The organism is Pseudoalteromonas rubra, assembly GCF_001482385.1.
Lineage (GTDB): Bacteria > Pseudomonadota > Gammaproteobacteria > Enterobacterales > Alteromonadaceae > Pseudoalteromonas > Pseudoalteromonas ardens.
The window spans coordinates 1,106,377-1,127,093 of the sequence record NZ_CP013611.1 but is presented as its reverse complement, the minus strand read 5'-3'; the positions used below and the strand labels follow the sequence as shown (position 1 = coordinate 1,127,093).

At 46.0% G+C, this 20,717-nt stretch carries 23 protein-coding genes and 3 tRNA genes; 8 read left to right on the top strand and 18 right to left on the bottom strand.

All coding sequences use genetic code 11. From position 1 onward, the window contains the following. Positions 1 to 56 precede the first annotated feature (56 nt). A complete protein-coding gene (locus tag AT705_RS05045; RefSeq protein WP_058795751.1) occupies positions 57 to 1,853 on the bottom strand; it encodes a serine hydrolase domain-containing protein in 1,797 nt (598 codons plus the stop codon). A gap of 369 nt (positions 1,854 to 2,222) precedes the next feature. Here AT705_RS05045 and AT705_RS05040 point away from each other — a divergent pair, with 369 nt between their 5' ends. The 3 genes from AT705_RS05040 to AT705_RS05035 all read left to right on the top strand — a co-directional run bounded on the left by AT705_RS05040 (position 2,223) and on the right by AT705_RS05035 (position 4,037). Further along, a complete protein-coding gene (locus AT705_RS05040) occupies positions 2,223 to 3,359 on the top strand; it encodes a helix-turn-helix domain-containing protein (protein WP_058795750.1) in 1,137 nt (378 codons plus the stop codon). 131 nt (positions 3,360 to 3,490) lie between these two features. Then, positions 3,491 to 3,712 carry a DUF4386 family protein gene (locus tag AT705_RS25900; RefSeq protein ID WP_082668919.1) on the top strand — a complete coding sequence of 74 codons (222 nt, stop codon included), beginning with the start codon at positions 3,491 to 3,493 and terminating at the stop codon, positions 3,710 to 3,712. Further along, entirely contained in the window at positions 3,702 to 4,037 is a 336-nt protein-coding gene (locus tag AT705_RS05035) for a DUF4386 family protein (protein WP_058795749.1), read from the top strand. Before AT705_RS25900 ends, AT705_RS05035 begins: the two co-directional genes overlap by 11 nt. A gap of 168 nt (positions 4,038 to 4,205) precedes the next feature. On the opposite strand, the gene AT705_RS05030 is transcribed toward AT705_RS05035, so the two are convergent. From AT705_RS05030 to AT705_RS04995, 8 genes are all read right to left on the bottom strand, one after another. Beyond that, complete coding sequence (locus AT705_RS05030) at positions 4,206 to 4,919, bottom strand: hypothetical protein (RefSeq protein WP_058795748.1); 714 nt, start codon at positions 4,917 to 4,919, stop codon at positions 4,206 to 4,208. 4 nt (positions 4,920 to 4,923) lie between these two features. Further along, entirely contained in the window at positions 4,924 to 5,916 is a 993-nt protein-coding gene (locus tag AT705_RS05025) for a S66 family peptidase (RefSeq protein WP_058795747.1), read from the bottom strand. Positions 5,917 to 5,925: 9 nt separating this feature from the next. Then, the gene (locus tag AT705_RS05020; protein WP_058795746.1) at positions 5,926 to 6,714 is read right to left on the bottom strand and encodes an alpha/beta fold hydrolase; all 789 of its coding nucleotides are present in this window, start codon (positions 6,712 to 6,714) and stop codon (positions 5,926 to 5,928) included. Between the two features lie 211 nt (positions 6,715 to 6,925). Then, positions 6,926 to 7,066 carry a hypothetical protein gene (locus AT705_RS25655; RefSeq protein WP_237113785.1) on the bottom strand — a complete coding sequence of 47 codons (141 nt, stop codon included), beginning with the start codon at positions 7,064 to 7,066 and terminating at the stop codon, positions 6,926 to 6,928. A 192-nt stretch (positions 7,067 to 7,258) separates the two neighbouring features. Further along, on the bottom strand, positions 7,259 to 7,630 hold the full coding sequence (locus tag AT705_RS05010) for a VOC family protein (RefSeq protein WP_058795745.1): 372 nt from the start codon (positions 7,628 to 7,630) through the stop codon (positions 7,259 to 7,261). A 320-nt stretch (positions 7,631 to 7,950) separates the two neighbouring features. After that, complete coding sequence (locus AT705_RS05005) at positions 7,951 to 8,382, bottom strand: GNAT family N-acetyltransferase (protein ID WP_058795744.1); 432 nt, start codon at positions 8,380 to 8,382, stop codon at positions 7,951 to 7,953. Positions 8,383 to 8,419: 37 nt separating this feature from the next. Then, positions 8,420 to 8,797, bottom strand: coding sequence for a hypothetical protein (locus AT705_RS05000; protein ID WP_058795743.1), 378 nt, complete (start codon positions 8,795 to 8,797; stop codon positions 8,420 to 8,422). A 73-nt stretch (positions 8,798 to 8,870) separates the two neighbouring features. Continuing rightward, a complete protein-coding gene (locus tag AT705_RS04995; RefSeq protein WP_058795742.1) occupies positions 8,871 to 9,470 on the bottom strand; it encodes a hypothetical protein in 600 nt (199 codons plus the stop codon). Between the two features lie 541 nt (positions 9,471 to 10,011). On the opposite strand from AT705_RS04995, the gene AT705_RS04990 reads away from it, so the two are divergent. Beyond that, positions 10,012 to 11,871, top strand: a complete 1,860-nt coding sequence (locus tag AT705_RS04990) for a S8 family peptidase (RefSeq protein ID WP_058795741.1) — start codon at positions 10,012 to 10,014, stop codon at positions 11,869 to 11,871. A gap of 67 nt (positions 11,872 to 11,938) precedes the next feature. Here the strand turns inward: AT705_RS04990 and AT705_RS04985 are convergent, their stop codons facing one another. Further along, the gene (locus tag AT705_RS04985) at positions 11,939 to 13,129 is read right to left on the bottom strand and encodes a class I SAM-dependent methyltransferase (protein ID WP_058795740.1); all 1,191 of its coding nucleotides are present in this window, start codon (positions 13,127 to 13,129) and stop codon (positions 11,939 to 11,941) included. Between the two features lie 83 nt (positions 13,130 to 13,212). Between AT705_RS04985 and AT705_RS04980 the strand changes: the two genes are divergently transcribed. Next, positions 13,213 to 13,860 carry an HD domain-containing protein gene (locus AT705_RS04980; protein ID WP_058795739.1) on the top strand — a complete coding sequence of 216 codons (648 nt, stop codon included), beginning with the start codon at positions 13,213 to 13,215 and terminating at the stop codon, positions 13,858 to 13,860. Here AT705_RS04980 and AT705_RS04975 read toward each other — a convergent pair. Further along, a complete protein-coding gene (locus AT705_RS04975; RefSeq protein ID WP_058795738.1) occupies positions 13,857 to 14,837 on the bottom strand; it encodes an ion channel in 981 nt (326 codons plus the stop codon). The genes AT705_RS04980 and AT705_RS04975 overlap by 4 nt on opposite strands. A gap of 72 nt (positions 14,838 to 14,909) precedes the next feature. On the opposite strand from AT705_RS04975, the gene AT705_RS04970 reads away from it, so the two are divergent. Next, positions 14,910 to 15,590, top strand: coding sequence for a M48 family metallopeptidase (locus AT705_RS04970; protein ID WP_058795737.1), 681 nt, complete (start codon positions 14,910 to 14,912; stop codon positions 15,588 to 15,590). Positions 15,591 to 15,771: 181 nt separating this feature from the next. Here the strand turns inward: AT705_RS04970 and AT705_RS04965 are convergent. The 3 genes from AT705_RS04965 to AT705_RS04955 form a co-directional block, all read right to left on the bottom strand. Beyond that, a tRNA-Tyr gene (locus tag AT705_RS04965) sits at positions 15,772 to 15,856 on the bottom strand. Positions 15,857 to 15,879: 23 nt separating this feature from the next. Further along, a tRNA-Tyr gene (locus tag AT705_RS04960) sits at positions 15,880 to 15,964 on the bottom strand. Positions 15,965 to 15,986: 22 nt separating this feature from the next. After that, positions 15,987 to 16,071 (bottom strand) — tRNA-Tyr (locus AT705_RS04955). A gap of 112 nt (positions 16,072 to 16,183) precedes the next feature. On the opposite strand from AT705_RS04955, the gene AT705_RS04950 reads away from it, so the two are divergent. Beyond that, positions 16,184 to 16,705: a VC2046/SO_2500 family protein gene (locus AT705_RS04950; protein ID WP_058795736.1), complete on the top strand. Its 522-nt coding sequence runs from the start codon at positions 16,184 to 16,186 to the stop codon at positions 16,703 to 16,705. A 277-nt stretch (positions 16,706 to 16,982) separates the two neighbouring features. Here AT705_RS04950 and AT705_RS04945 read toward each other — a convergent pair whose 3' ends face one another. The 3 genes from AT705_RS04945 to AT705_RS04935 all read right to left on the bottom strand — a co-directional run bounded on the left by AT705_RS04945 (position 16,983) and on the right by AT705_RS04935 (position 18,463). Continuing rightward, the gene (locus AT705_RS04945; protein WP_237113784.1) at positions 16,983 to 17,348 is read right to left on the bottom strand and encodes a YchJ family protein; all 366 of its coding nucleotides are present in this window, start codon (positions 17,346 to 17,348) and stop codon (positions 16,983 to 16,985) included. A gap of 106 nt (positions 17,349 to 17,454) precedes the next feature. Then, positions 17,455 to 17,880: a SulA-like leucine-rich domain-containing protein gene (locus AT705_RS04940; protein WP_058795734.1), complete on the bottom strand. Its 426-nt coding sequence runs from the start codon at positions 17,878 to 17,880 to the stop codon at positions 17,455 to 17,457. Positions 17,881 to 17,998: 118 nt separating this feature from the next. After that, positions 17,999 to 18,463: a tetratricopeptide repeat protein gene (locus AT705_RS04935; protein WP_058795733.1), complete on the bottom strand. Its 465-nt coding sequence runs from the start codon at positions 18,461 to 18,463 to the stop codon at positions 17,999 to 18,001. 118 nt (positions 18,464 to 18,581) lie between these two features. On the opposite strand from AT705_RS04935, the gene AT705_RS04930 reads away from it, so the two are divergent. After that, positions 18,582 to 19,871, top strand: a complete 1,290-nt coding sequence (locus AT705_RS04930) for an NCS2 family permease (RefSeq protein ID WP_058795732.1) — start codon at positions 18,582 to 18,584, stop codon at positions 19,869 to 19,871. Positions 19,872 to 19,877: 6 nt separating this feature from the next. Here AT705_RS04930 and AT705_RS04925 read toward each other — a convergent pair whose 3' ends face one another. Continuing rightward, entirely contained in the window at positions 19,878 to 20,639 is a 762-nt protein-coding gene (locus AT705_RS04925) for a hypothetical protein (RefSeq protein ID WP_058795731.1), read from the bottom strand. Positions 20,640 to 20,717 lie beyond the last annotated feature (78 nt).

The following is a 20,717-nucleotide window of genomic DNA, read 5'->3' as shown; positions in this document are numbered from 1 at the left end:
CGTTTTAAACATACCGGCGACAGACCGGTATGTTTAATTTTATCCGCAGGTTTTGCTCATCGCCAGAATAGTGCAGGTAAGTGCCCCCAGGCTGCCAGGACTGCGCACAACTGTAGGGCCATAATAAGAAATATAGCATCTCTCATACTGCCTTTTGTTGTTATACCTTGCTGGTAACACTGCCACAATGAACAGATCAAACTGAATGGCAACAAAGCGGTCAGAGTGGCGAGTGAGATACTCGCCAGAGTGACATCGCCAAAAGCCAGAAAAGACTGATTTAAATACAGGATGACTGGCACAGTAAAGGCCAGTAAATTCACTAACCCCCACCGCAAGCGCCGGAATCCAGTAAAGCGTTTGGTTACCAATCCGAACAGTGCAAAGATCAGAGTGTATAAAAAGCCACACAATCCGAGTAGCAGGCTGGCCCAATATAGTGAAATTTCAACTGTATTGGCTTTTTTAAAGCTTTTCAGGCCGTTGCTTAATATTGGCTCACCGGCCTGATTGGTAAAAAACACATGAGATGCCAGAGTTCGTTCAGAGTCCCGGTAAAGACCACCTTCGATGTGGTACAGTATTCGAGGGGCACTTTGCAACGAGTGTAGCGTGATCTGCTCACCTGATGCCGCGACCCAAACGAGCCCGAATAGTTTATCAAGGAACTCAAATTCAGCCATATTATTGGGCGACAGTTCATACAGGCCATGCCAGGCAGACATGTCATTTGTCGATGTGCCGGGCTGAGCAATTTTGGTTTCATTTAACTCGAGTAATTCGACGAACAAGGCTTTGAACGCTTCATAGTTGGCGCTCTCACTGTCCGTGTTGATAGCGTAAAAATAACCTTTCTTTTGCTCCGGGAACACGCAGATATTGGCGCGAAAACCAAAAGTTGTGCCTGGGTGGCAATGGCCGATAACACCATATCTGTCGCGGTTTGAAAATGCCAGACCCCGGCCAATTTCCAGACCCGCTTTGTCTGCGTTGGTAATGTGATAATCAAAAAGCTTGTCCATTAATTCGGGGTCAACAATGGCTTCTCCATTAAGCACGCCATCGCTCAATACAAACTGGATGAATTTGGCCATATCTGACGCAGTTGTTGTGAATTGACCAGCAGGTCGGGTATAAACAGGCACGGCGCTCTGAGCAACATGGTTTTCATGGTATCCCATGGCCAGTGTGGTATTGGTACTTTGACTGGTAAATTCGAAGGTGCTGTCATGCATACCCAACGGAATGAGCAAGTGTTGATCCAGGTAGGCTTCATAGCGTTGACCGGTGACAGCTTCTATTACCATACCAAGCAACGTATAGCCCATATTGGAGTATGAATATTGAGTACCTGGCTCAGTTCTTACTTTGAGTAGCGCTTTATTCTCTGTCGGAAAAGCCTGAGCAAGTGGTGTAACTGGTGTGGGCGCGGTACTCAGAAATTGCCACATACGAATATTGTCCAGCCCGGCTGTATGCGTGAGCAGATGCTTAACTCTCACAGGTGCACGGGTTTCCCAGGGGTTATTAAAATGCAGGTGAGGCAGCAAAGGCTGAACCGGGGTTTCGAGTGTTAACTTCCCCTGAGAAATTAACCGCAAAACCCCCAGTGACAGTACGGTTTTGGTGACTGAGCCAACATGCATTTTTTGATTGGGTAGCATCTTTTGCGAGTATTCAATATTGGCATATCCTGCACTGCCCGTCGTGATCTGTGCCTGAGTCACCATGCCCCAGGTGATCCCCGACAGTGCCTGCGCGTCGAGCAATGTTTGTATTTTGGTATGCTTGGGCTCTGCATGGGTCAAATTTGACAGCAACAAAGTGGCCAATATGATAAGACTTCTGAGCATTGACTTCTCCTTACCCGGCTCTGGTCGTGTGCCCGTACAACGATTTTCGAACATTTGTTGAGTTGAAAAAGGCGAGGGCTGATAAATTTCGGCTAAATTTAACAAGTTACTATGTGAAAAAGTAGTGAAGGTAGGGCAATAAAATCCGAAGTGAGATAGAAGACTCGATGAGATTTCGTGTGGCCAGTGCTCGTTCAGTCTTTTTAGGTGTGTCAGGGTAAAACCCTAACATATTGTAAATATTGACCTTCTGTTGGATAATTGAAAAGCTAAAATAATAATAAAAATAAAGCCGAATGACAGCATGAGCAAGAATAGATAAGCAGAAGGCTCATTGTTTCGCAAGGCGCTTTTTTCGGGGAGCAATAAATGAATGTATTGGGTACGCTAATTTACGCCTGTATGTTTGGCATATTGGCGCTGGCTTTGTTGCAGGCGGTTAATAAACCCAGGCAAATGCAAACGACTTACCTGATAGCTTTGCTGGTTTTGCTGATCATCCATGTTTGCGGTGAGTTAGTCGTATATACGGGCGCTTATCAGTACGTCCCCTGGCTGGTGGGGGCTCAATATCCCTTACGTGTACTGCTTGGGCCTGCTTTGTATTTGTATGCCTGTGCCACTATGTCTCCCAACCCTGTGTTTTCAAAACGCACCTATCTGTGGGCGCTGTCGGGCCCGGTTCTGGTGATAGCGGTGATGCTACCGTTTATCATCAGCCTGAGTTCTGCGGAAAAGCTGGCACTGGCAGATCCGGCCACCCGTAACCCTGAGCACTATAAGCTGGCGTTATTTTCCTGTTTTGCAGCAACGCAAATTTTTGTTTTGTATACGGCTGTTTACTTCTTCCGTGCATTGAAACTGCATCGTCGTCATCGTCAGCAATTAATGGAGCGGTTTTCTGAAATAGAGTCACGCTCTTTGAGCTGGTTTGGGGTCATTTTACTGTTCTGGGGGTTAGTGTGGTTGTGTTACGCCACCGGTTACATTTCCGTTTTTTATGGCTGGCGTTGGTTCGGGCAAGGCGTGATTTTGCCTATCTTTGAAACTTGTGTCTTACTGGCATTTGCGTATCTGGCGTTGAAACAACCCATATTGGTGAAGGCAGATAAAGGAGAACCCAGATCCGAGCAGCCGCGCACGTCGACGGTCAGTCTGGATAGAATGCAACGTATTGCTGTTAAGCTACAAAGCGCGATGAAAGAGGATCAGTTGTTTATGGAAGAAGACTTATCTTTAAACAAACTCTCCAAAGCAATTGGTATCAGCGAAAACCATATTTCAGAGACTTTATCGCAATTGCTAAAAACCAATTTCTTTCAGTTTGTGAATGGCTATCGGATCTCACAAGCCGAAAAACTGCTAAAAGAAACAGATATGCAGATCCTGACTATTCAGTTTGAAGTTGGTTTTAACTCAAAATCGACTTTTAATACTGCATTTAAAAAAGCCACGGGGCTCACACCATCTTTGTACCGTAAACAACAAAAGGCCGTAACGGCCTAAAAAATATATGAATAAAAAGTTCGAACGGGCCTAATCGAACGACAATCCTGAGGTACTCCCTGACAATGGCGTTACTAATCACGCACAGACCACCCGACTTTCTTAATCAGGCAGCATAGAATCAGTCAACACTGGCGCTGGCTTCGTTACTTGAGTTTATTAACTGTGCAGCGGTTGTTGGGATTGCCATTGTGATTTATCCCATTGTTAAGCGATATAGCGAACGGGTTGCGATTGGTTATATTGCCGGCCGTGTGATAGAAGCAGCTATGCTGACATCTGGTGCGGTGATGTTGATGACATTCGGGGCGATGGGAGAGAAGCTGGCAGCCAGCATCGGTGATGCACAGTGAGCAGCTTTATATTATGGGCAGTGCGCTGAAAACGGAGCGCTATTTTAGTTTCCTGATGGGGATGATAGCACTGGCTATTTTCGGATTCCTGCTGAACATCACTTTGTTTAAGTATCGCCTGGTACCGCGTGTATTAGCAGGTCTTGGGTTGCTGGGTTATGTCATGCTGTTATTGAAAGTGCTGTTTGATTTCTTTGATGTGAGTATGGGTGGTGCCTGGATGTATATTCCTGGTGGCTTGTTTGAGCTCCTATTACCACTTTGGCTCATTTTCAGAGGGTTTGATTTGAGCGTAGAGCCGCAGGTAGGCACATCAGGCAAATAAGCAGGATGGTCGGGCAATGGATGTGTCCCGTTGGATTTTGCGTTAGCGGTATCTGTATTCTATTGGCTCTGCCAGCGCTTTATCAATTCGTCTTTACTTTTATTTCTTTTTGGCATGTGTTCTTCCGAAGCTTAAAAGGGGGCATTAATACCAATATTAAGACCAATATTAAAAGCCATAGCCAACACCATAACTGAAAATAACAGCAGCGATAAATAGCACTAAGCATGCTTTGGTACTTTTAAAGTGCCAGCGTTGTGCACGCCCTATTGAGTAGATGAATAGCCCTGTGAGCACAACCGTGGGTTCGTAGAAAAACCGCACTGGTGCATCAAACGGAAAGAAGAACAGGCCATGGATCAGGCGACCCAGTCCGGGTGGTAATAGCATCATAGCTGCAAGGAGTATCCAGTGGGCGTGTGCATGCGGTGAGTCAGTGCGCAAAATAGCTTTATACATGAATAAAATAAAGGCAGGAAAAAGTACCAGATCCAGGCTCAATACGAGCCGAAAAATAGTGGAGGTATTAAATTGAGTCTGAAATATATTGGCGTATAGCGATAAGGTAGAAAGGACAAACGCCAGTAAGACACAGGTTGATAAGTACCCAAGAATGCGATGATGGGTGTAGCGCTGATAGTGAATGAGTGTTACCTGAACCAGCATGCCAGCGATCCATAAAAAAGACACCGAGGCGTGCGAGTGATGCGCTTCAGTTAAGGATGAAAATTGCAGCACATAACTTGGAATAAACCCCAGTAATATCAGCAGGCCAATTGCCCAAAGCCACTTAACATAGAAGGACATGGGCAAGGCTGAGTTTGCGTGCTGTACAGTGTGTGAGGCGTGTGTATCATCCGTGGTGATTAAGCTCTGTGACATGCTTTTATTCCACTGAGCCTGAAATGCATGGTGACACTTTTATCGAGACGGTCTCTTTATGTGCATTGATCTGACATCGCCCGCCAATTGGTATAGTAAAGATGGGCGTGGTGTGGCCAAAGTCGAGATTGCACACAACCGGGCGGTGTTCAAGTTGCTCAAAGCTGCGCAGAACCTCAACCAGGTCGTTGAGTTCGACTTTGCTGTCTTTTTGAAACCGGCCGATCATCAAACCCTGAATGTGCTCTGCTCCTCGATGAGACAATAAGGACTGTAAATTGCGTTCGAACTCCGTCAGAGTCAGTTCTCCAAGGAGATTGTCTTCTTCCAAAAACAAGACGGCACCTGTCAGGTTTGGCATATACTGGGTTCCCTGTAACAGGTTGAATGAACACAGGTTGCCGCCTAAAATAGTGCCTTCACAACTTCCCGGGTTGACGATAACCGGGCCTGCATTTTTGATAAATTGCCGCCTGGTCTGGTCGATAAACCAAAGATCATCTGACCAGGTTTCAGATACATCCAGTACATAGTCAGTACCATGCAGTAATGCGTGTTCAAAGTGCTTTAATGTGTACGTAAAGCCTTGTTGCATACCAAATGATGAAAAGTGTGGTCCCAGAAAAGTTACCTGACCTGTTTTGGCATAGATGGCATTGAGCAGCACGGTGATGTCCGAATAGCCGCACAAGGGTTTAGGCTGAGTACGGATCATTTCCCAGTTAAGGTGGTCGAGTATTCTGTTGGCATTGTGGCCACCTATGGTGGTCAGGATCAGTGCGACGTTAGGATCTGCATAGGCTTCATTGAGATCTTGTGCTTTGTCTGTTATTAGTTGCGCCAGAGTATCCGACTGGTGGATGTAATGCTTTGCAAAGTCACACTGAATACCAAGCCCCGCCAGCGTTTCAATGGCAGTGGCCACAGTCTCTTCTGATAAGATATTTGCCGATCTGCTGGGTGAGACAATACGTGCAATTTTCGTTTGTGTGCTCATAAACGTCCTCTAATTCTTTGATGCAGTGGTGGCGTCTGCCGTAATAAAAAACTGCTGAATGATAGGGCAAACCAGCTCAGGTAATTCCAGGTGAGCGGCATTCGCAGTGAATGGAATATTCGCAAAACTCGCGTCAGTCAGTTTTGCTTTGAGGGCAACGGCTTCTGACAAAGAAAATAAAAAGTCATCATCGCCTCGCATGATGAGGGTAGGGCATGTGATCTGGCTTACCAAATCGCAAGGATATCCCGACTCACTGGTATCGAGCCAGAGTGCCTTCACCGCACTAACCAGAGCGGGGAAGTCAGGGGTGGGATTTGAGGCGTTATAATAAGCGACTCCCTCAGGAAATAATTCTGTCCAGAGTTCAACCGTCAGGCCTTGCAGAGCATCAATTGCCGGATCATTTTCTTCCAGCCGCCAGGCTGACCCCAGGGTAACCAGGCGAACAACCTGCTGAGGTTTCTGCGCTGCCAGGCGATAGGCAACGATACCGCCATCACTGAAGCCAAACAGGGCATATTGCCTGATACCCAGCGCACTAAGCAGGGCTTGTATGTCTTCCTGATACTGAGCATAAGTCAATGGGGCATTGCCCAGGTGCGACTTTCCTTGCCCGCGTAAATCGATGGATATCAAACGGAAGTGCTCAATCAAATATTCACTAAGCACATCCAGGTCCCGGGTTGAACCCAGGCCACCATGGATCATGACCAGAGGCAAACTATTTGGATTGCCACTGAGTTCATAGTGGAACAAGGTGCCGTTGATGTCTGCATATGCTGACTGCTTATTCATGATCATATCCTTTAACTGCGTTGTTACTATTTGGCATGGTTCTTTTGGAGCCGCGCTAGCGTGTTCTGTCTTCTACCTCGTCAAAAGTTTCTACCGAAATACGCTGTGCAAGTTCACGCATCCGCTGCATTTTTTCAGGGTTGCTGTTACCCTAGCAGTGCAGCCAGTCTTCGCGAGAACGCCATTTGGCTATGATCAGTATTTTGTCTGGCTAATCGGTGCTTTGTAACATAAAACTGCCAAGTGCACCGCCAACAGAGCTGTGTATTTCATCGGTTGTTACTTGCCATGTGGTTCGAAATTCAGTCATATTTTCAGAGGGTACCTGCCACTGATAAATCACTCTGAACATAGTTAATTATCCTTAATTATCCTTAATGTCATTCTATGACTGGCCATATTGCGCAACGACAGCAAGCGTGTGGCTGAGCTCTTTGCTGGAAAGGCTATCACTGGTTAAATTGAGTTGCACGCGGTACCTATGTTCTGAGCGATGTCTCCTGACACAGGTTGTCAAAAAGATACTCAGGTAATCAAAAAGTGGTTACTCATTATGCAGGGCAATGCAGTTGCCTTCAGAATCTTCAAATTCCGCAACCCAGCCGAACCCGCAAATAGATGTTTTGGGGTAGAGGGTTTTTCCACCCAATGACAGAACCTTGGCCAGCGTGGCGTCTATGTCTTCTGTATGGAAATACAGACGTGCTCCCGCTTTAGAAGGAATGTAACTGTCTCCTTCGACGAGTGCGCCGGTGATCCCGGCTACCTGATCGTTTGATGGGAATAGAGCCATGTTGTGACCATCGATGAGGGCGCGTTCGAACTCAAAGCCAAAAACGGCTTGATAAAAGGCCGTGGCGCGATCTAAGTCGGTCACCGGAATTTCAAAATATCTCACTGGGTTATTCAGAAGCATCTTATCCGCCTTTTTGAGGTGTTTTGTTTAGTATGGCACGTCTTGGCCATACTCTGATTTTAGGAGCTCGTTGCTCTGTGTCCAGAATTGGTTTTGAGTGACTTGCTCGCTGTGATACATGCCTCATGGTGTCTCAGTCATATTACGTTTGTGTGCTCGGCATAAATATATGGGCTGAAACATGGCCTGTCCGCTAAGCCCATTAAAACGAGATTTGGCGAAGTTTACAAGTGGTTTTGTATTGGGAACAAAGTGATATTATCAACAGTCAGAAAGGGGCAGTCAGTCGGCTGGGTTCAATCCCTCACGCGTATTCAATGTCATTTGTTATCAGAGGCGGCCCCAAAGACATGTTGCACTTTGCTGCGCTTGAACCCAATGGATTCATAAAACGTATGCGCCTCCTTTCTGGATTCATTACAACGAACGCGATATTGCCCTAACTGGTGCGCCAGTGCATGTTGTACCAGCATACGACCCACACCCTGGCCACGAGTGCCAGGAAGTACAACCAGTCCGCCGATTTCATAAAAGCTGTTGGAGGCCAGCCGCCGGGCGAAGAAAACATGTATCCAGCCAACAATACGACCACCCAGCTGAGCGACAAATACCTTATTGTCCGGAGAGTCCAGCAGTGCAACGAGGTTGTCATGAGATTCTGTCGGTGACAGAGTTGTATATCCGAGGTGCTCTGAGACCTGAGCAATTTCCTGTGAATCAGACGCTTTCGCAGCTCTGATGGTAATAGCCATATGATTGTCCTTAAAGTGATATAACGGGTAAAGCAGTCTATAAAATTGGTGGCGTTAAATTCAGTTGTAAGCGCATTTTTTCTTTGAATTTAATTGGAAACACCAGGTCAACATCGTGGGATGTTGCTTTAGCTGCTGAGTAAAGTCGCCTGGCAGAATTTAATGCCCTGATGACAGGCTCTTTAGGCAAGGTTGCCGGAAACGTTTTTAGGTTCTTCAGCTTTACAACGTGCCCTTGTGCGTCAAAAAACACGGTAGCTGTGACTCTACCTTCGCTGTCTTGAATATTTGCTTTGTCAGAAAAAAGAGGGTCTGGAACTTCAATCTGGAATTCGCTCAGCCCTATTGAGATTGGTGGCAAGCAGCTCAGTGCCTGGAAACTGATTGCAAATAGTATAGTCAGTATGTAATTCACTTTCTCTCCGGAGCGTACTTAACATCAAAAGTGGATTTAGTGCGCCACTCAGGCGTTTATCAATCTTGCAGGATCATTCTTTGGGTTTGAACTGTGAGATCAAAGCTTCAAATTCTGCCTGTGAAGTTGGCACATGGGTATTTAGTGTTCTGATAATGCTTAGAATATTTTCCTTTGTACTGGCAATGTCGCCCTCGCTTTCGAGCATTGAAACAATGTAAAAGACGCACTGGCTACTGAGCGTTGAGAAAGAGACTAAATGACTTACTTCGGCGTCATTATGGCGCTTTAGGTGCCAGTAAAGAAGCTCTGATCCATCGAGCCACGTTTGTTGATGTACTGTGACGACGTGATTTTTGGAGGCCTGTTTTAGATAATTAAACTCATGATCCAGATGACTTTCTAATATGCTTTTTAGACCTGCTTTCTTTGCATCCTTGTCAGAAAATGAAGCTATGGGTATCGCCACAATCTGATATGGGGTCGCCTGATATTCAAAGTGCGTTGCGCTTTTTGGAGTGACTTTTTCTGCAAAGTTAAGGCTAAAGTAGCTTTGACATTCCGGATATCCATTCAGCCACTTTGTGGCGCCGTTGTTTACCCATGCCCACATACCCGCGTGACCATTCACGCTGAGTGCCATCAATATAAAGCCAATATACTTAAATTTCATGGTTTTTCCTTAAACGTATAGACTTACAAGAAGGGCATGATTGAGTTTGCAGTCAGTGACACAACTATCCACTCTCGGTACTCTAAAATTCGTGTCTGCCTGCCCTTTGCAATTACTCTACACCAACACGTCTGAAAAAACTTCTGATAATGTCACCATATAAGTTTTGAACGGTTTGACCTCAAGGAAGCTGTTGTTTGGGCAATAAAGTTCAGGCTGGTATGTGAACGGGGGGAAGTTAATTGAACTGCAAAAAAGAGGGTGCTGGAACTTGTGTAACACCTGTTACTTACAGGTTACGTGAAAAGAATTGGCGTTAGGAAAACCTGTTATGGGTAATAAAGGCGGGGTTTAGTGAAATTAAATTCTAAAAATCAATAGGCTAATGAAATATTCACTAAAGTGAAAAAAACTAATGTAAATTTAAATTTACAAACTTTGTAAACGTAGTTAAATAAATGTTCTAATTTGTTGTTTATTTTTTCTTCATATGCGCTACATTTTGATTGGAAATTAACCAAACAACAAAAAAGGAACAAGTATGCGTAAACTAAACACACTGGCTTTTGCCGTTTTGGCAGGCCTATCTGGACAGTCCATGGCTCAGGCCGAGTTATTGACAGCAGATCAGGGTAAAGCCATTCCAGACAATTATATTGTCGTGTTTAAAACGCCAACCGTGCTTAATACACAAAGCGCTATGGCTATCTCCGATTATGCGACCACCCAGGCACAGGCACTTAGCAATGCATATAATGTAAGCGTTGCTAAACGCTTTAACGGCGTGCTAAACGGTGTGGTAGTCAAGGCATCTGAAGGCGATGTTAAAGCAATGCTTAAAGACCCTAACATTGCTTATATTGAGCAAGACCAGATTGTCACTGTTACACCTCAGGCTTCTGGTGATCAGAATAATGCGATTTGGGGCCTTGACCGTGTCGATCAGCGTGCATTGCCTTTGAATTCAAACTATCACTATGACTTTGACGGCACAGGTGTGACCGCATACGTCATCGATACTGGTGTGCGTATTTCGCACAGTGAGTTCGGTAATCGTGCAAGCCATGGTTATGACTTTGTTGACAACGATGCAGACTCGTCTGACTGTAACGGTCACGGTACACACGTCGCTGGTACTATCGGTGGTTCAGAGTACGGTGTTGCGAAAAATGTCAACGTTGTAGGCGTTCGCGTATTAGGGTGTAATGGCTCTGGTTCGTATTCTGGCGTGATTTCAGGGATTGACTGGGTTAAAAATAATGCGTCAGGCCCGTCAGTTGCTAACATGAGTCTGGGTGGGGGTGTATCTCAGGCTGTTGATGATGCGGTTAATGCTGCTGTTGCCTCGGGTGTTACCTTCGTTGTGGCTGCGGGTAATGATAATAGCGATGCCTGTAACTATTCACCTGCTCGTGCGGCTGACGCGATAACGGTAGGTTCTACAACAAGCAGTGATGGCCGCTCTAGTTTCTCTAACTACGGCTCTTGTCTGGATATCTATGCGCCAGGTTCAAGCATCAAATCTGCATGGTATAACTCAGACAGCGCTACTAACACTATCAGTGGTACCTCAATGGCAGCACCTCATGTTGCCGGCGCGGTGGCTTTATACCTTGACCAGGATCCGACGCTTACACCAACTCAGATTGACTCACTACTGAGCAGCAGAAGTACTAAAGGTGCGGTGTCTGATGCAAAAGCAAGCTCGCCTAATGAATTGCTTTACACGCTGGAAGGTGATGCGCCACCACCACCGCCTCCTCCGGGCCCGACTGAGCTTGTTTCAGGTGTAGGTGTGTCGGCGTCAGGTGCGTCTGGCTCTGAGACCTTCTATAAGCTTGCTGTTCCAGCTGGTGCAGCGTCGGTTTCGTTCACTCTGGCTGGTGGCTCGGGTGATGCGGATCTGTATGTTCAACAAGGCTCTCAACCGACTCAAAGCAGCTACGCGTGTCGTCCATATAAAAATGGCAACAACGAATCTTGTGAGTTCTCTAACCCGGCAGCGGGTGACTGGTACGTCATGCTACATGGTTATAGCCAGTACTCAGGCGCTACGCTGACAGGTACTTTTGGTGATGCTTCAGGCTGTGGTGCAAACTGCCTTCAAAACGGCGTGCCAGTCACTGGCTTGTCTGGTGGTACTAACACAGATACCCGTTATACAATCGAAGTACCGGCCAATGTTACCTTGAACGTGAGCATTTCAGGTGGGTCAGGTGATGCGGACTTGTATGTTCGTAAAGGCACTCAACCGACCACTAATAACTATGATTGTCGTCCATATCTGTCTGGCAACACAGAAAGCTGTAGCCTGAGTTCAGGTGCGGATGGCGGTACTTACCACATCATGGTGCGTGGATACAGCAGCTACTCAGGTCTGACTCTGCAAGGCAGTTTCTAAATAGTACTGAGTAAGTAATATAGAAAAGGCCGCTCAACAGCGGCCTTTTTTACTTTGCTGGTAACAATCAATAGACTTTGCAGATCAAACCCTTCAGGTAAAACCCTTCCGGATAGCAACCCGCAATAGGGTGGTCAGCAGCCTGGTTGAGGCGCTCCATAATTAATAAATCCTTACCGGCATCCAGCGCTGCGTCAGCCACGACTTTCTGAAATAGATTCTGTTCCATCAGGCCTGAGCAAGAGAAGGTCAATAAAGTCCCACCTGGCTTGAGCAATTGCATTGCTAGCATGTTGATGTCTTTGTAACCGCGACATGCACCATTGAGCTGTGCTTTACTCTCAGCAAATTTAGGTGGATCCATGACTATAGTGTCAAACTGACGGCCTTCTTCCCGATACTGTCTGAGGAGCTTAAACACGTCTTGTTTAACAAACTGAGCACGGGATACATCCAGCTCATTGTGTTCGACATTGCGTTTCGCGGTATCTAAAGCTGGCTGAGACACATCGACATTAATGACTTCAGCACAGTCGCCGCGCAGCGCATATAAGCCAAATGTGCCTGTATAGCAGAAACAATTCAGTACAGATTTACCCTTTGAAAAGCGCTCCAATGCTGCCCGGCTGTCTCTTTGGTCCAGATAAAAGCCTGTTTTATGACCGGATTTTATATCTACTTCTATTTTTAAGCCGTTTTCCATGATCACAACGGGTGCCGTTGGCTCGTCTCCCCACAATACGCCTGTGGTTTTTTCAAGCCCTTCTTTTTTACGTACATCGACGTCAGAACGTTCGTAAATGTGACACTTAGGGAACAGCGTTCTGAGTGCTTGTACTATTTCACCCTTATGACGCTCTGCACCGGCGCTGAGTAACTGACAAACCAAATAGTTATCAAATTTATCTATGGTAATGCCAGGTAAACCATCTGACTCTGCGGCACACAATCTGAAACCGGTTAACTGTCCTTCCTCAATGACCTGTTCGCGGGCTGCAAGTGCGCGTGCGAGTCGACGCTCGAAAAAGGCCTGATCGATTACTTCTGTTTGATCAAAGCTCCAGATCCGGGCTCGGATCTGTGAATCGGGGCTGTATGCGGCTGTTGCGAGGTACTGTCCGTCGTGACTATAAATGGTCACTGTATCGCCAAGCCCAGGCTTGCCTTTGACTTTTTTGATTGCCTTGGAAAAGATCCAAGGGTGTTTTCTTTTTAAAGATTTTTCACGGCCAGGTTGTAAATACAGCGCGCAAGACATATAAATTCCTTACTATGGATAATGGTGACATTTTAGTGAAGCCAATAAAAACATACAATCAGAACCATAAGGTTAAGGGATAAATGACAGTAAATATGACGGAATTAGAGACGGCATGCAGAGATTTTATGCTCACAACCGAGTTTGCCGATACCGCGCATGATTTATCACACATCCTGCGTGTGGTTAAAACCGCCAAGCAACTCTGTGCTGCGGAGGGGGCTGATCTTGAAGTTGTGTTGCCCGCAGCCTGGTTACACGATTGTGTGGCTGTGGCAAAGAATCACCCGGACAGGCCGATTGCGTCGAAATTGGCCGGGGACAGGGCGGTTGCTTTTTTATCAACCCTAGATTATCCAGAGCACAAACTCTCAGCGGTACATCATGCGATAGTTGCGCACAGCTTCAGTGCCAACGTGCCACCCGATACGCTGGAAGCAAAAGTTGTCCAGGACGCAGACCGGATGGATGCGCTTGGGGCGATAGGGGTGAGTCGATGCATGAAAGTCGGTGGAGCTATTGCCAGACATATGTATCACATTGATGACCCATTTTGTCAGCAACGAGAAGCGGATGATAAAAAGTACACGTTAGATCACTTCTACATCAAGCTTCTGAACATTGCAGAGCAAATGCATACACAGTCGGCACAACAAGAAGCGCAGCGCCGAACTGAGTTCATGCGTGGATTTTTGCTCGAATTGGGCAGAGAGATAGGTGTTGCTGACTAGCGGGTCATACGCTTTACGAAAACAACGACAAACAACGCCAGCGAAAAGCTCCCGGTAAACGCCTCAACTGTTGCGATTAACCGGGTAATGCCGGTCGGTGTTATGTCGCCATAACCCAGTGTAGTGAAGGTGACCACACTGAAATAAATGCAGTTGAGTAATGTACTGAGGTTGTCTGACCATGAGGCTTGACTGGAAAACTGGATCAGCCCGTCGTTATAATTTATCCCAAATATAAAGTAGCAAATCGCACAGGCGATTATCATGCCCAGACTGAAGCGGATTACATTTTCGGGTTTTTCGCCGTAGCCACATAACATATCAACAAAAGAGGATACCAACCGGCGTTTGGACAATTTAGGGTATTGTGCGTGGCGCATTCGAAGTTCGCTGTAGGTATACTTGCCAGCCATTTCAAACAGACCTTGCTGTTCTGCGCCTTTTCTCAATAAGCGATAGATTTCTTCTGATTGTAAGAACAAATCGTTGGCTTCATCTAAATCTTGTTCTTTTAGTGCTTCACTAGCTTGCTTTTCCTGTAATAACTTGCCGCCAAGGTAGAGGTTATCAATACGGGTTTTATCTAGCTTCATACCGAGCAGATTGGTGTTTTCGAGCTTGCAACAATGTAGGTTGGCATCTCGCAAGTCCGCTTTCATTAACGATGCATTTTTGATGGTGCTGTTGAACAGATGAGCACCTTGCAGGTTGGCGCGATAGAAGTTGCTGTATGACAGGTCATACCCTTCATGGTTACCAAATTTAACCAGGTTAAGGCCTTCCAGGTTGGCACGTTTTAACTCTAACCCCTGTAAAAGGCCACCCCGTTTTGCATACCGTTCCAGCTTTTGTGTTAACTCCAGACCGCTTTTGTCAAATTTGCTATCATGCCAGAAGCAATAGCCTGAACCCATGTCTATTTCCTGGCATTTATGGCCGTCTGGAGATTCATATTGGCAAAGTGGTTTGTTATTCATGTTACGCCAGTTTAATCCTTCCTATTAGTAAGGGTAGCAGCATTTTTTCAGGGTAAATAAAAAATTGTATCTATGTCATTCGATTATCAGTTAAGTATCAGCAAGCGCAGACAGAGTGTTGCGATAAAAGTCACAGCGGATGGCGTTAAGGTGTTTGCACCGCAGGGTATTGATCGACAATGGCTGGAGGCCTGGCTGAAAAGCAAGTCGAGCTGGGTAGAGGATAAAAAGCGCGCAGTGTCTGCCCAGCAGCAACAGATCCAGTCACCTTTTCGTCGGTATGAAATTCAGATATTTGGTGAACGATACCAGCTGGTGCTGTCGCAGTGTCGTTCTTATATTGATCATGACGCCAAATGTATTGGTCTAAAAACCCAGGCACAACCAGGAACAGAGGGGGCGCGCAAAGCCTTATTTAAGCTCTTAAACCAGATACTGCTCAGCTATGTAACGCCGGTACTGGCTGAGTATTCGGTCCTGATGAACAGTCAGTATCAGGAATTGAAAATAAGGGAATATAAACGCCGCTGGGGAAGTTTGTCTTCAAATGGCACGTTGGCGCTTAACAGCCTGTTGGTTGGTGCGCCTAAGTGGGTTGTAGATTATGTTGTTGTGCATGAGCTGGCACACTGTCATGTGATGGCACATAACCAGGTCTTTTGGCAGATAGTGGCACGTCATTATCCCAGATATCAGGAAGCGCAGGCATACCTGAGGCAATATGGAGTTGGGTTACAGATTGAAAAGCCATAGCGCGAGGCTGGATCTACAAAGTGACACTGATGGGGTGTTGGTTTTGAGATAGGCAGCCTGACGCTTGCTTTCATGCCGTCACTTCAATAAAAAACACTGGTCCGCAATTCAGTCTGATGTGGTTGTCTGGAGATGTATGCTTGCCTGGATAAATAAGGGTTGCAATACTGCGTTAGGAAAGTGGTGGAGGGGGCTGGATTCGAACCAGCGAAGGCAGTGCCGTCAGATTTACAGTCTGATCCCTTTGGCCGCTCGGGAACCCCTCCTAAGAGAAAAACAAATTGTAAGATGGTGGAGGGGGCTGGATTCGAACCAGCGAAGGCAGTGCCGTCAGATTTACAGTCTGATCCCTTTGGCCGCTCGGGAACCCCTCCTAAGAGAATACAAATTGTGATGTGGTGGAGGGGGCTGGATTCGAACCAGCGAAGGCAGTGCCGTCAGATTTACAGTCTGATCCCTTTGGCCGCTCGGGAACCCCTCCTCAACATGGGCGCTGATAATATCAAAGTTTTTAGTGAAGTAAAGAAATGTCCTAAAGAAAATTGAAAAAATGCCGATAAATTTTCATATTTGATAAATTGTGGCGATTTTACATGCAGATAGATGGCATTTTGTGCAAAGAGGCTCAGCTGGGCAGTGCACTCAATCACAGTGTTCATGAAGCAAGACGCGGCGACTTTGGCTTGCTGCTATCTTTATTGTCTCAGGACGCATTGGATTTTAGCCAGTTTGACCTGCCTCATACGTCTCCACAGGAAGCGGATAAATCAGAAGAGGCGCTTAAAAAGGCGTTGCAGCTTGGTCCTCAAAAGCCGCTTGCGCCTGAGCAGTTCGATATGCTGATTGGTCAGAGCAATGGGTTTTTGGCCCAGGGGGGCGATCTGACCAGTCTTCGCCTCAAAGAATGTTTGCAGCCAGAGCCTTTTGCGGTACGTAACGACAAAAAGCACATTCCGCTGCATATCGTTGATAATTTGGAGCCTGCGGTGAGACAGAAGCTCGAAAATACCAGAAATCCGCAAATGCTTGTTGATAATCCCGATATAGATGCCGCGGGGTTCTATGATCAGATAGCCGGTGGTGAAATGCAATCTATGTTGCAGGTCGCGGTTTAACAAACACCATAGTGAGTTTGAAAAAACTAAGCGATGAATTAATGTTAGGTGAGCCAGCTGATGCGTGCAAACGTCATGAGCCTTTTAGAATGGTGTTGTCGTTTGGTCGAGTCTTTCTTTTGGATTCTGTCAGGCCGCTTCTCAGGCTATGAAGTCGCTGTGCGGCCTTAATTTGGTTGCAGAGCACAAAATATTGGGAGCGACGAACACGAGAAGGTCGTCTATCTAACACTGGATTACTGCATATTCAATAATCCAGATTATCTAGCCTGCCAAGCTAGCCATGACACTTTTTGAACTTCTTCCCACTTTGGCAGGGACAAGGATCATTCCTGCTAATTTTTTTCTCAGGGCAGGCAAACAGTTCTCCATCAAGATAACGCCATTGGCCGTCTTCTCTTAAAAAACGAGACCGCTCGTGCATCGTGATACACGTACTGCCATCTAGGTATGTTGCTTTAAATTCCACAAACTGATGTTCTGGAGACTCACTGCATTGAATGACTTCCAAGCCAACAAAGGTTGCATGCTCGGCAAATGCACTGATACTGGCCTCACAATTTTCTGCACGTTTAGATTGTGCATAAGTACGATGTATGTACCCTGTGTCTTTGAGGCAATAAGCACTGTATCTGGAGCGCATTAATTGCTCCGCACTGTCAGGTAGCTTTTGGCCTGCTATGAAAGGCAGACAGCACGCTTGTGCTTCTCTCTCAGAACCGCAATAACACATATTTTCTCATTTGAACTTAATGCGCAACGACAGATACTTCTTGTTCAGAAGTGCGGGTAAAGCAAAATATCTCAGTATCACTGTCAACAAGTTTAAACTGAGACAGCTGTTGTTCCGACACAATGTCTGTCCAGGTGATCACCGCTGCAAAGTTACCTTTGCATAAAGCGCTGTTAATAACATACTCTAAGTTTATCAAATGTCTTTGACGGAGCACCAGTAACTTGCTGCTATCAATTGAGCTGTTATCTAGCAGAGCTTTGCCTGGAATGTTGTCTGGTGCAATAAGCAGGGTCCATCTATGAAGTGAATTGCATCGATACAGGATTTTAAGCAGTTCTAAACTGCTTACTATGTCATCTTCCGCATATACTAATTGATAGCGTTTATTGGCTGTATTAGCCTGAGATACTGATATATTTTGCACTTGGGTATGTAACATGAGCAGACCACTGATTTTCTATACAGTGTTTATACAGTATTTCATACAGTGCTATTTGGCAAGTAAAATATCGCGTGTTTTTTGTGCTTTTTTAATAGTGCTTTGATTACATTTACTTTTATTTTGGGTTCGCATCCGAGCTAAAGTGCATCATTTGATGGATTTGCTCATACAGGGTTGCTGCATAGCACTGGGCATCAATGAATCGCTTAGCTGTCAGATGAGTACGCACTTGCTCAAGTGTGCCGGCTGCTGCCTGATTACCCTGGCTCTGGGCGAGCGATAGCCAGGCAATACCATGAAAAACGCTTTTTGGTACACCTTGACCTTTCACAAATAGCATGCCGAGATAAAACTGGGCTTTATTGTCACCTGACATCGCAGCCAGCCGGAGCCATTTCGCGGCGAGCGGATATTGTTTATTTTTCAGATAATAAAGGCCTTTTTTATAGACTGCTTTGCTATCACTCTCGTTGGGCCAGCGGTTTTCAGAGTCCGGTGTTGCGGTAACAAATTCCAGCACATTGAGCAGCTGTTGCTCCAAATCACTGCCGTTTGCAACTGCTAATTGGTTCTTTTTCATACTGATTTCACTTAATACGACTTAGATCAGAGTGTAGCTGATTTTTAACTATTTTGTCCGATTACACCAGAGATTTGTGATAAAATCCGGCTTTCGTTTCTATATAAAATACAAAGACATGCTGGAAAAATTATTTTCGCTCCGTGCACAGCAGAGCACAGTCAAAACCGAGTTTATTGCCGGTCTGACGACATTTGTCACTATGGTTTACATTGTTTTTGTGAACCCTGCCATGTTGGCTGAAGCGGGTATCGATCATGGTGCTGCGTTTGTTGCCACCTGTTTAGCCGCTGCCATAGGTTGTTTTATCATGGGCTTGTGGGCCAATTATCCGCTGGCTCTGGCGCCAGGCATGGGCTTAAATGCCTTTTTTACTTATGGCGTCGTGTTGGGTATGGGTCATTCCTGGCAAAGTGCGCTGGGCGCGGTTTTTTTGTCTGGCTGTTTATTTTTATTACTCAGTATATTTAAGGTCAGAGAGTGGGTGATCCAGGCAATCCCGCTGGTACTCAAGCAAGCTATTGCTACAGGTATAGGTGCTTTTCTTGCACTGATAGCGCTTAAAAATGCGCAGATCATTGTGGCCAGTCCCGCAACCTTTGTGCAATTGGGTGACATCACCAGCCCAGGCCCTTTACTTGCCATTCTGAGCTTTTTTGTTATTGCTGCCTTAATGTATCGTGATATGAAAAGTGGCGTGCTGCTGAGTATTTTGTTGGTTACTGTGCTTGCCTGGGGCCTTGGCTTAGTCGAGTATGCCGGTATTGTTTCTATGCCACCAAGTATTACCCCAACTCTGGCGCAACTTGATATTGCCAGTGCGTTGGAAATTTCGATGCTGAGCGTGGTGTTCGCATTTTTATTCGTTGATTTGTTTGATACCAGTGGTACTTTGGTTGCGGTGACACAAAAAGCTGGCATTGCAGATAAAGAGGGACGGATGCCGCGCCTTGGCAGAGCGCTTTCTGCTGACAGCTCAGCAACGATTGCGGGATCTTTTCTTGGTACCTCTACCACCACTTCGTACATTGAATCTGTGTCAGGTGTGTCTGTGGGTGGTCGCACTGGCTTAACTGCAGTGGTAGTTGGTTTGTGTTTCCTGCTTATGATGTTCTTCGCGCCTCTGGCGCAAATGGTGCCTGCGTATGCCACTGCCGGAGCAATTCTGTATGTCGCTGTATTGATGCTGCAAAACCTGAAGCTGGTGAACTGGGATGATATGAGTGATGCCATTCCGGTCAGCGTTGTGTTACTTATGACACCACTAACGTTCTCAATTGCGCATGGCATAGCGCTTGGCTTTATTTCTTATACTGCGGTGAAGCTGGCGTGTAATAAACGCGAGGAGATCTCTATCAGTGTCTGGGTATTGACTGTGCTGTTTATTGTCAAGTTTGCGATCAGCTGAGGCTGATCACCACTTTTTCTTGGGAGCGAAAAGGACATCGAGATCGTCCTTTTCTTTCTCTGCTTTCTTTTTCACCGAAGAAGCATTGGAGGCTTTAAGCTCAGTGCTTATCTCACTCAGGTACCCTTCGAGCAGAGTTTTCTTCTCTTTGGTGTACTCATCGACGTGGGTGACACCGCAGATAATCGCGTAGGCTTTTTCGAAGTATTGTCGTGCTGACCCTACCATGTTAGCGCTCCTAGCTGACATCCCTCGCTTGATTTGGCTTTCAACGTTTATTCTTAATTGCAACCGCTCCATTTTTCGGTCTTCCTGAACAAACACTTGTGTGTCTACTTTGCCTTTGCTGTGTTCTGAACGTAGCAGGTGGCGCAATTTTTTAATGCCCTGAACCAGTGCGATGAGCTGCTTATCGTTGTCGGGCAATGTGACTTTATCAGATTCGTTTGCATTTTGAGGTTCGTTGTTTAAACGCTCCTGAGATTCATGCATGCGACTTTTTAATTCTCGAGAGGTGGGTGAAAGCTCGACCATAGATACCAGAGCATCGTGCACACGGCGCTGAATGACTTTGATCATGGCACCGGACATAGGAATGTTGCTGCTGTTGAGGATGACATCTTCGGCTTCTTCAATGATCCGCTTTTGTTTTGCCAGCTCTTTACGGCGTTCCGCTTCTTGTTTTTCTTTGTGTTGTTGAATAGCACTGACCCAAACTGCAATGACAATGAGTGCTACAATCAACAAAATTATTACGGTAATAAACATACCCGGATCTCTTCGTAAATCATACAGCTGACAGTTTTTTTATATTACATCAAATAATTGGGGATTGAACAGTGTTAA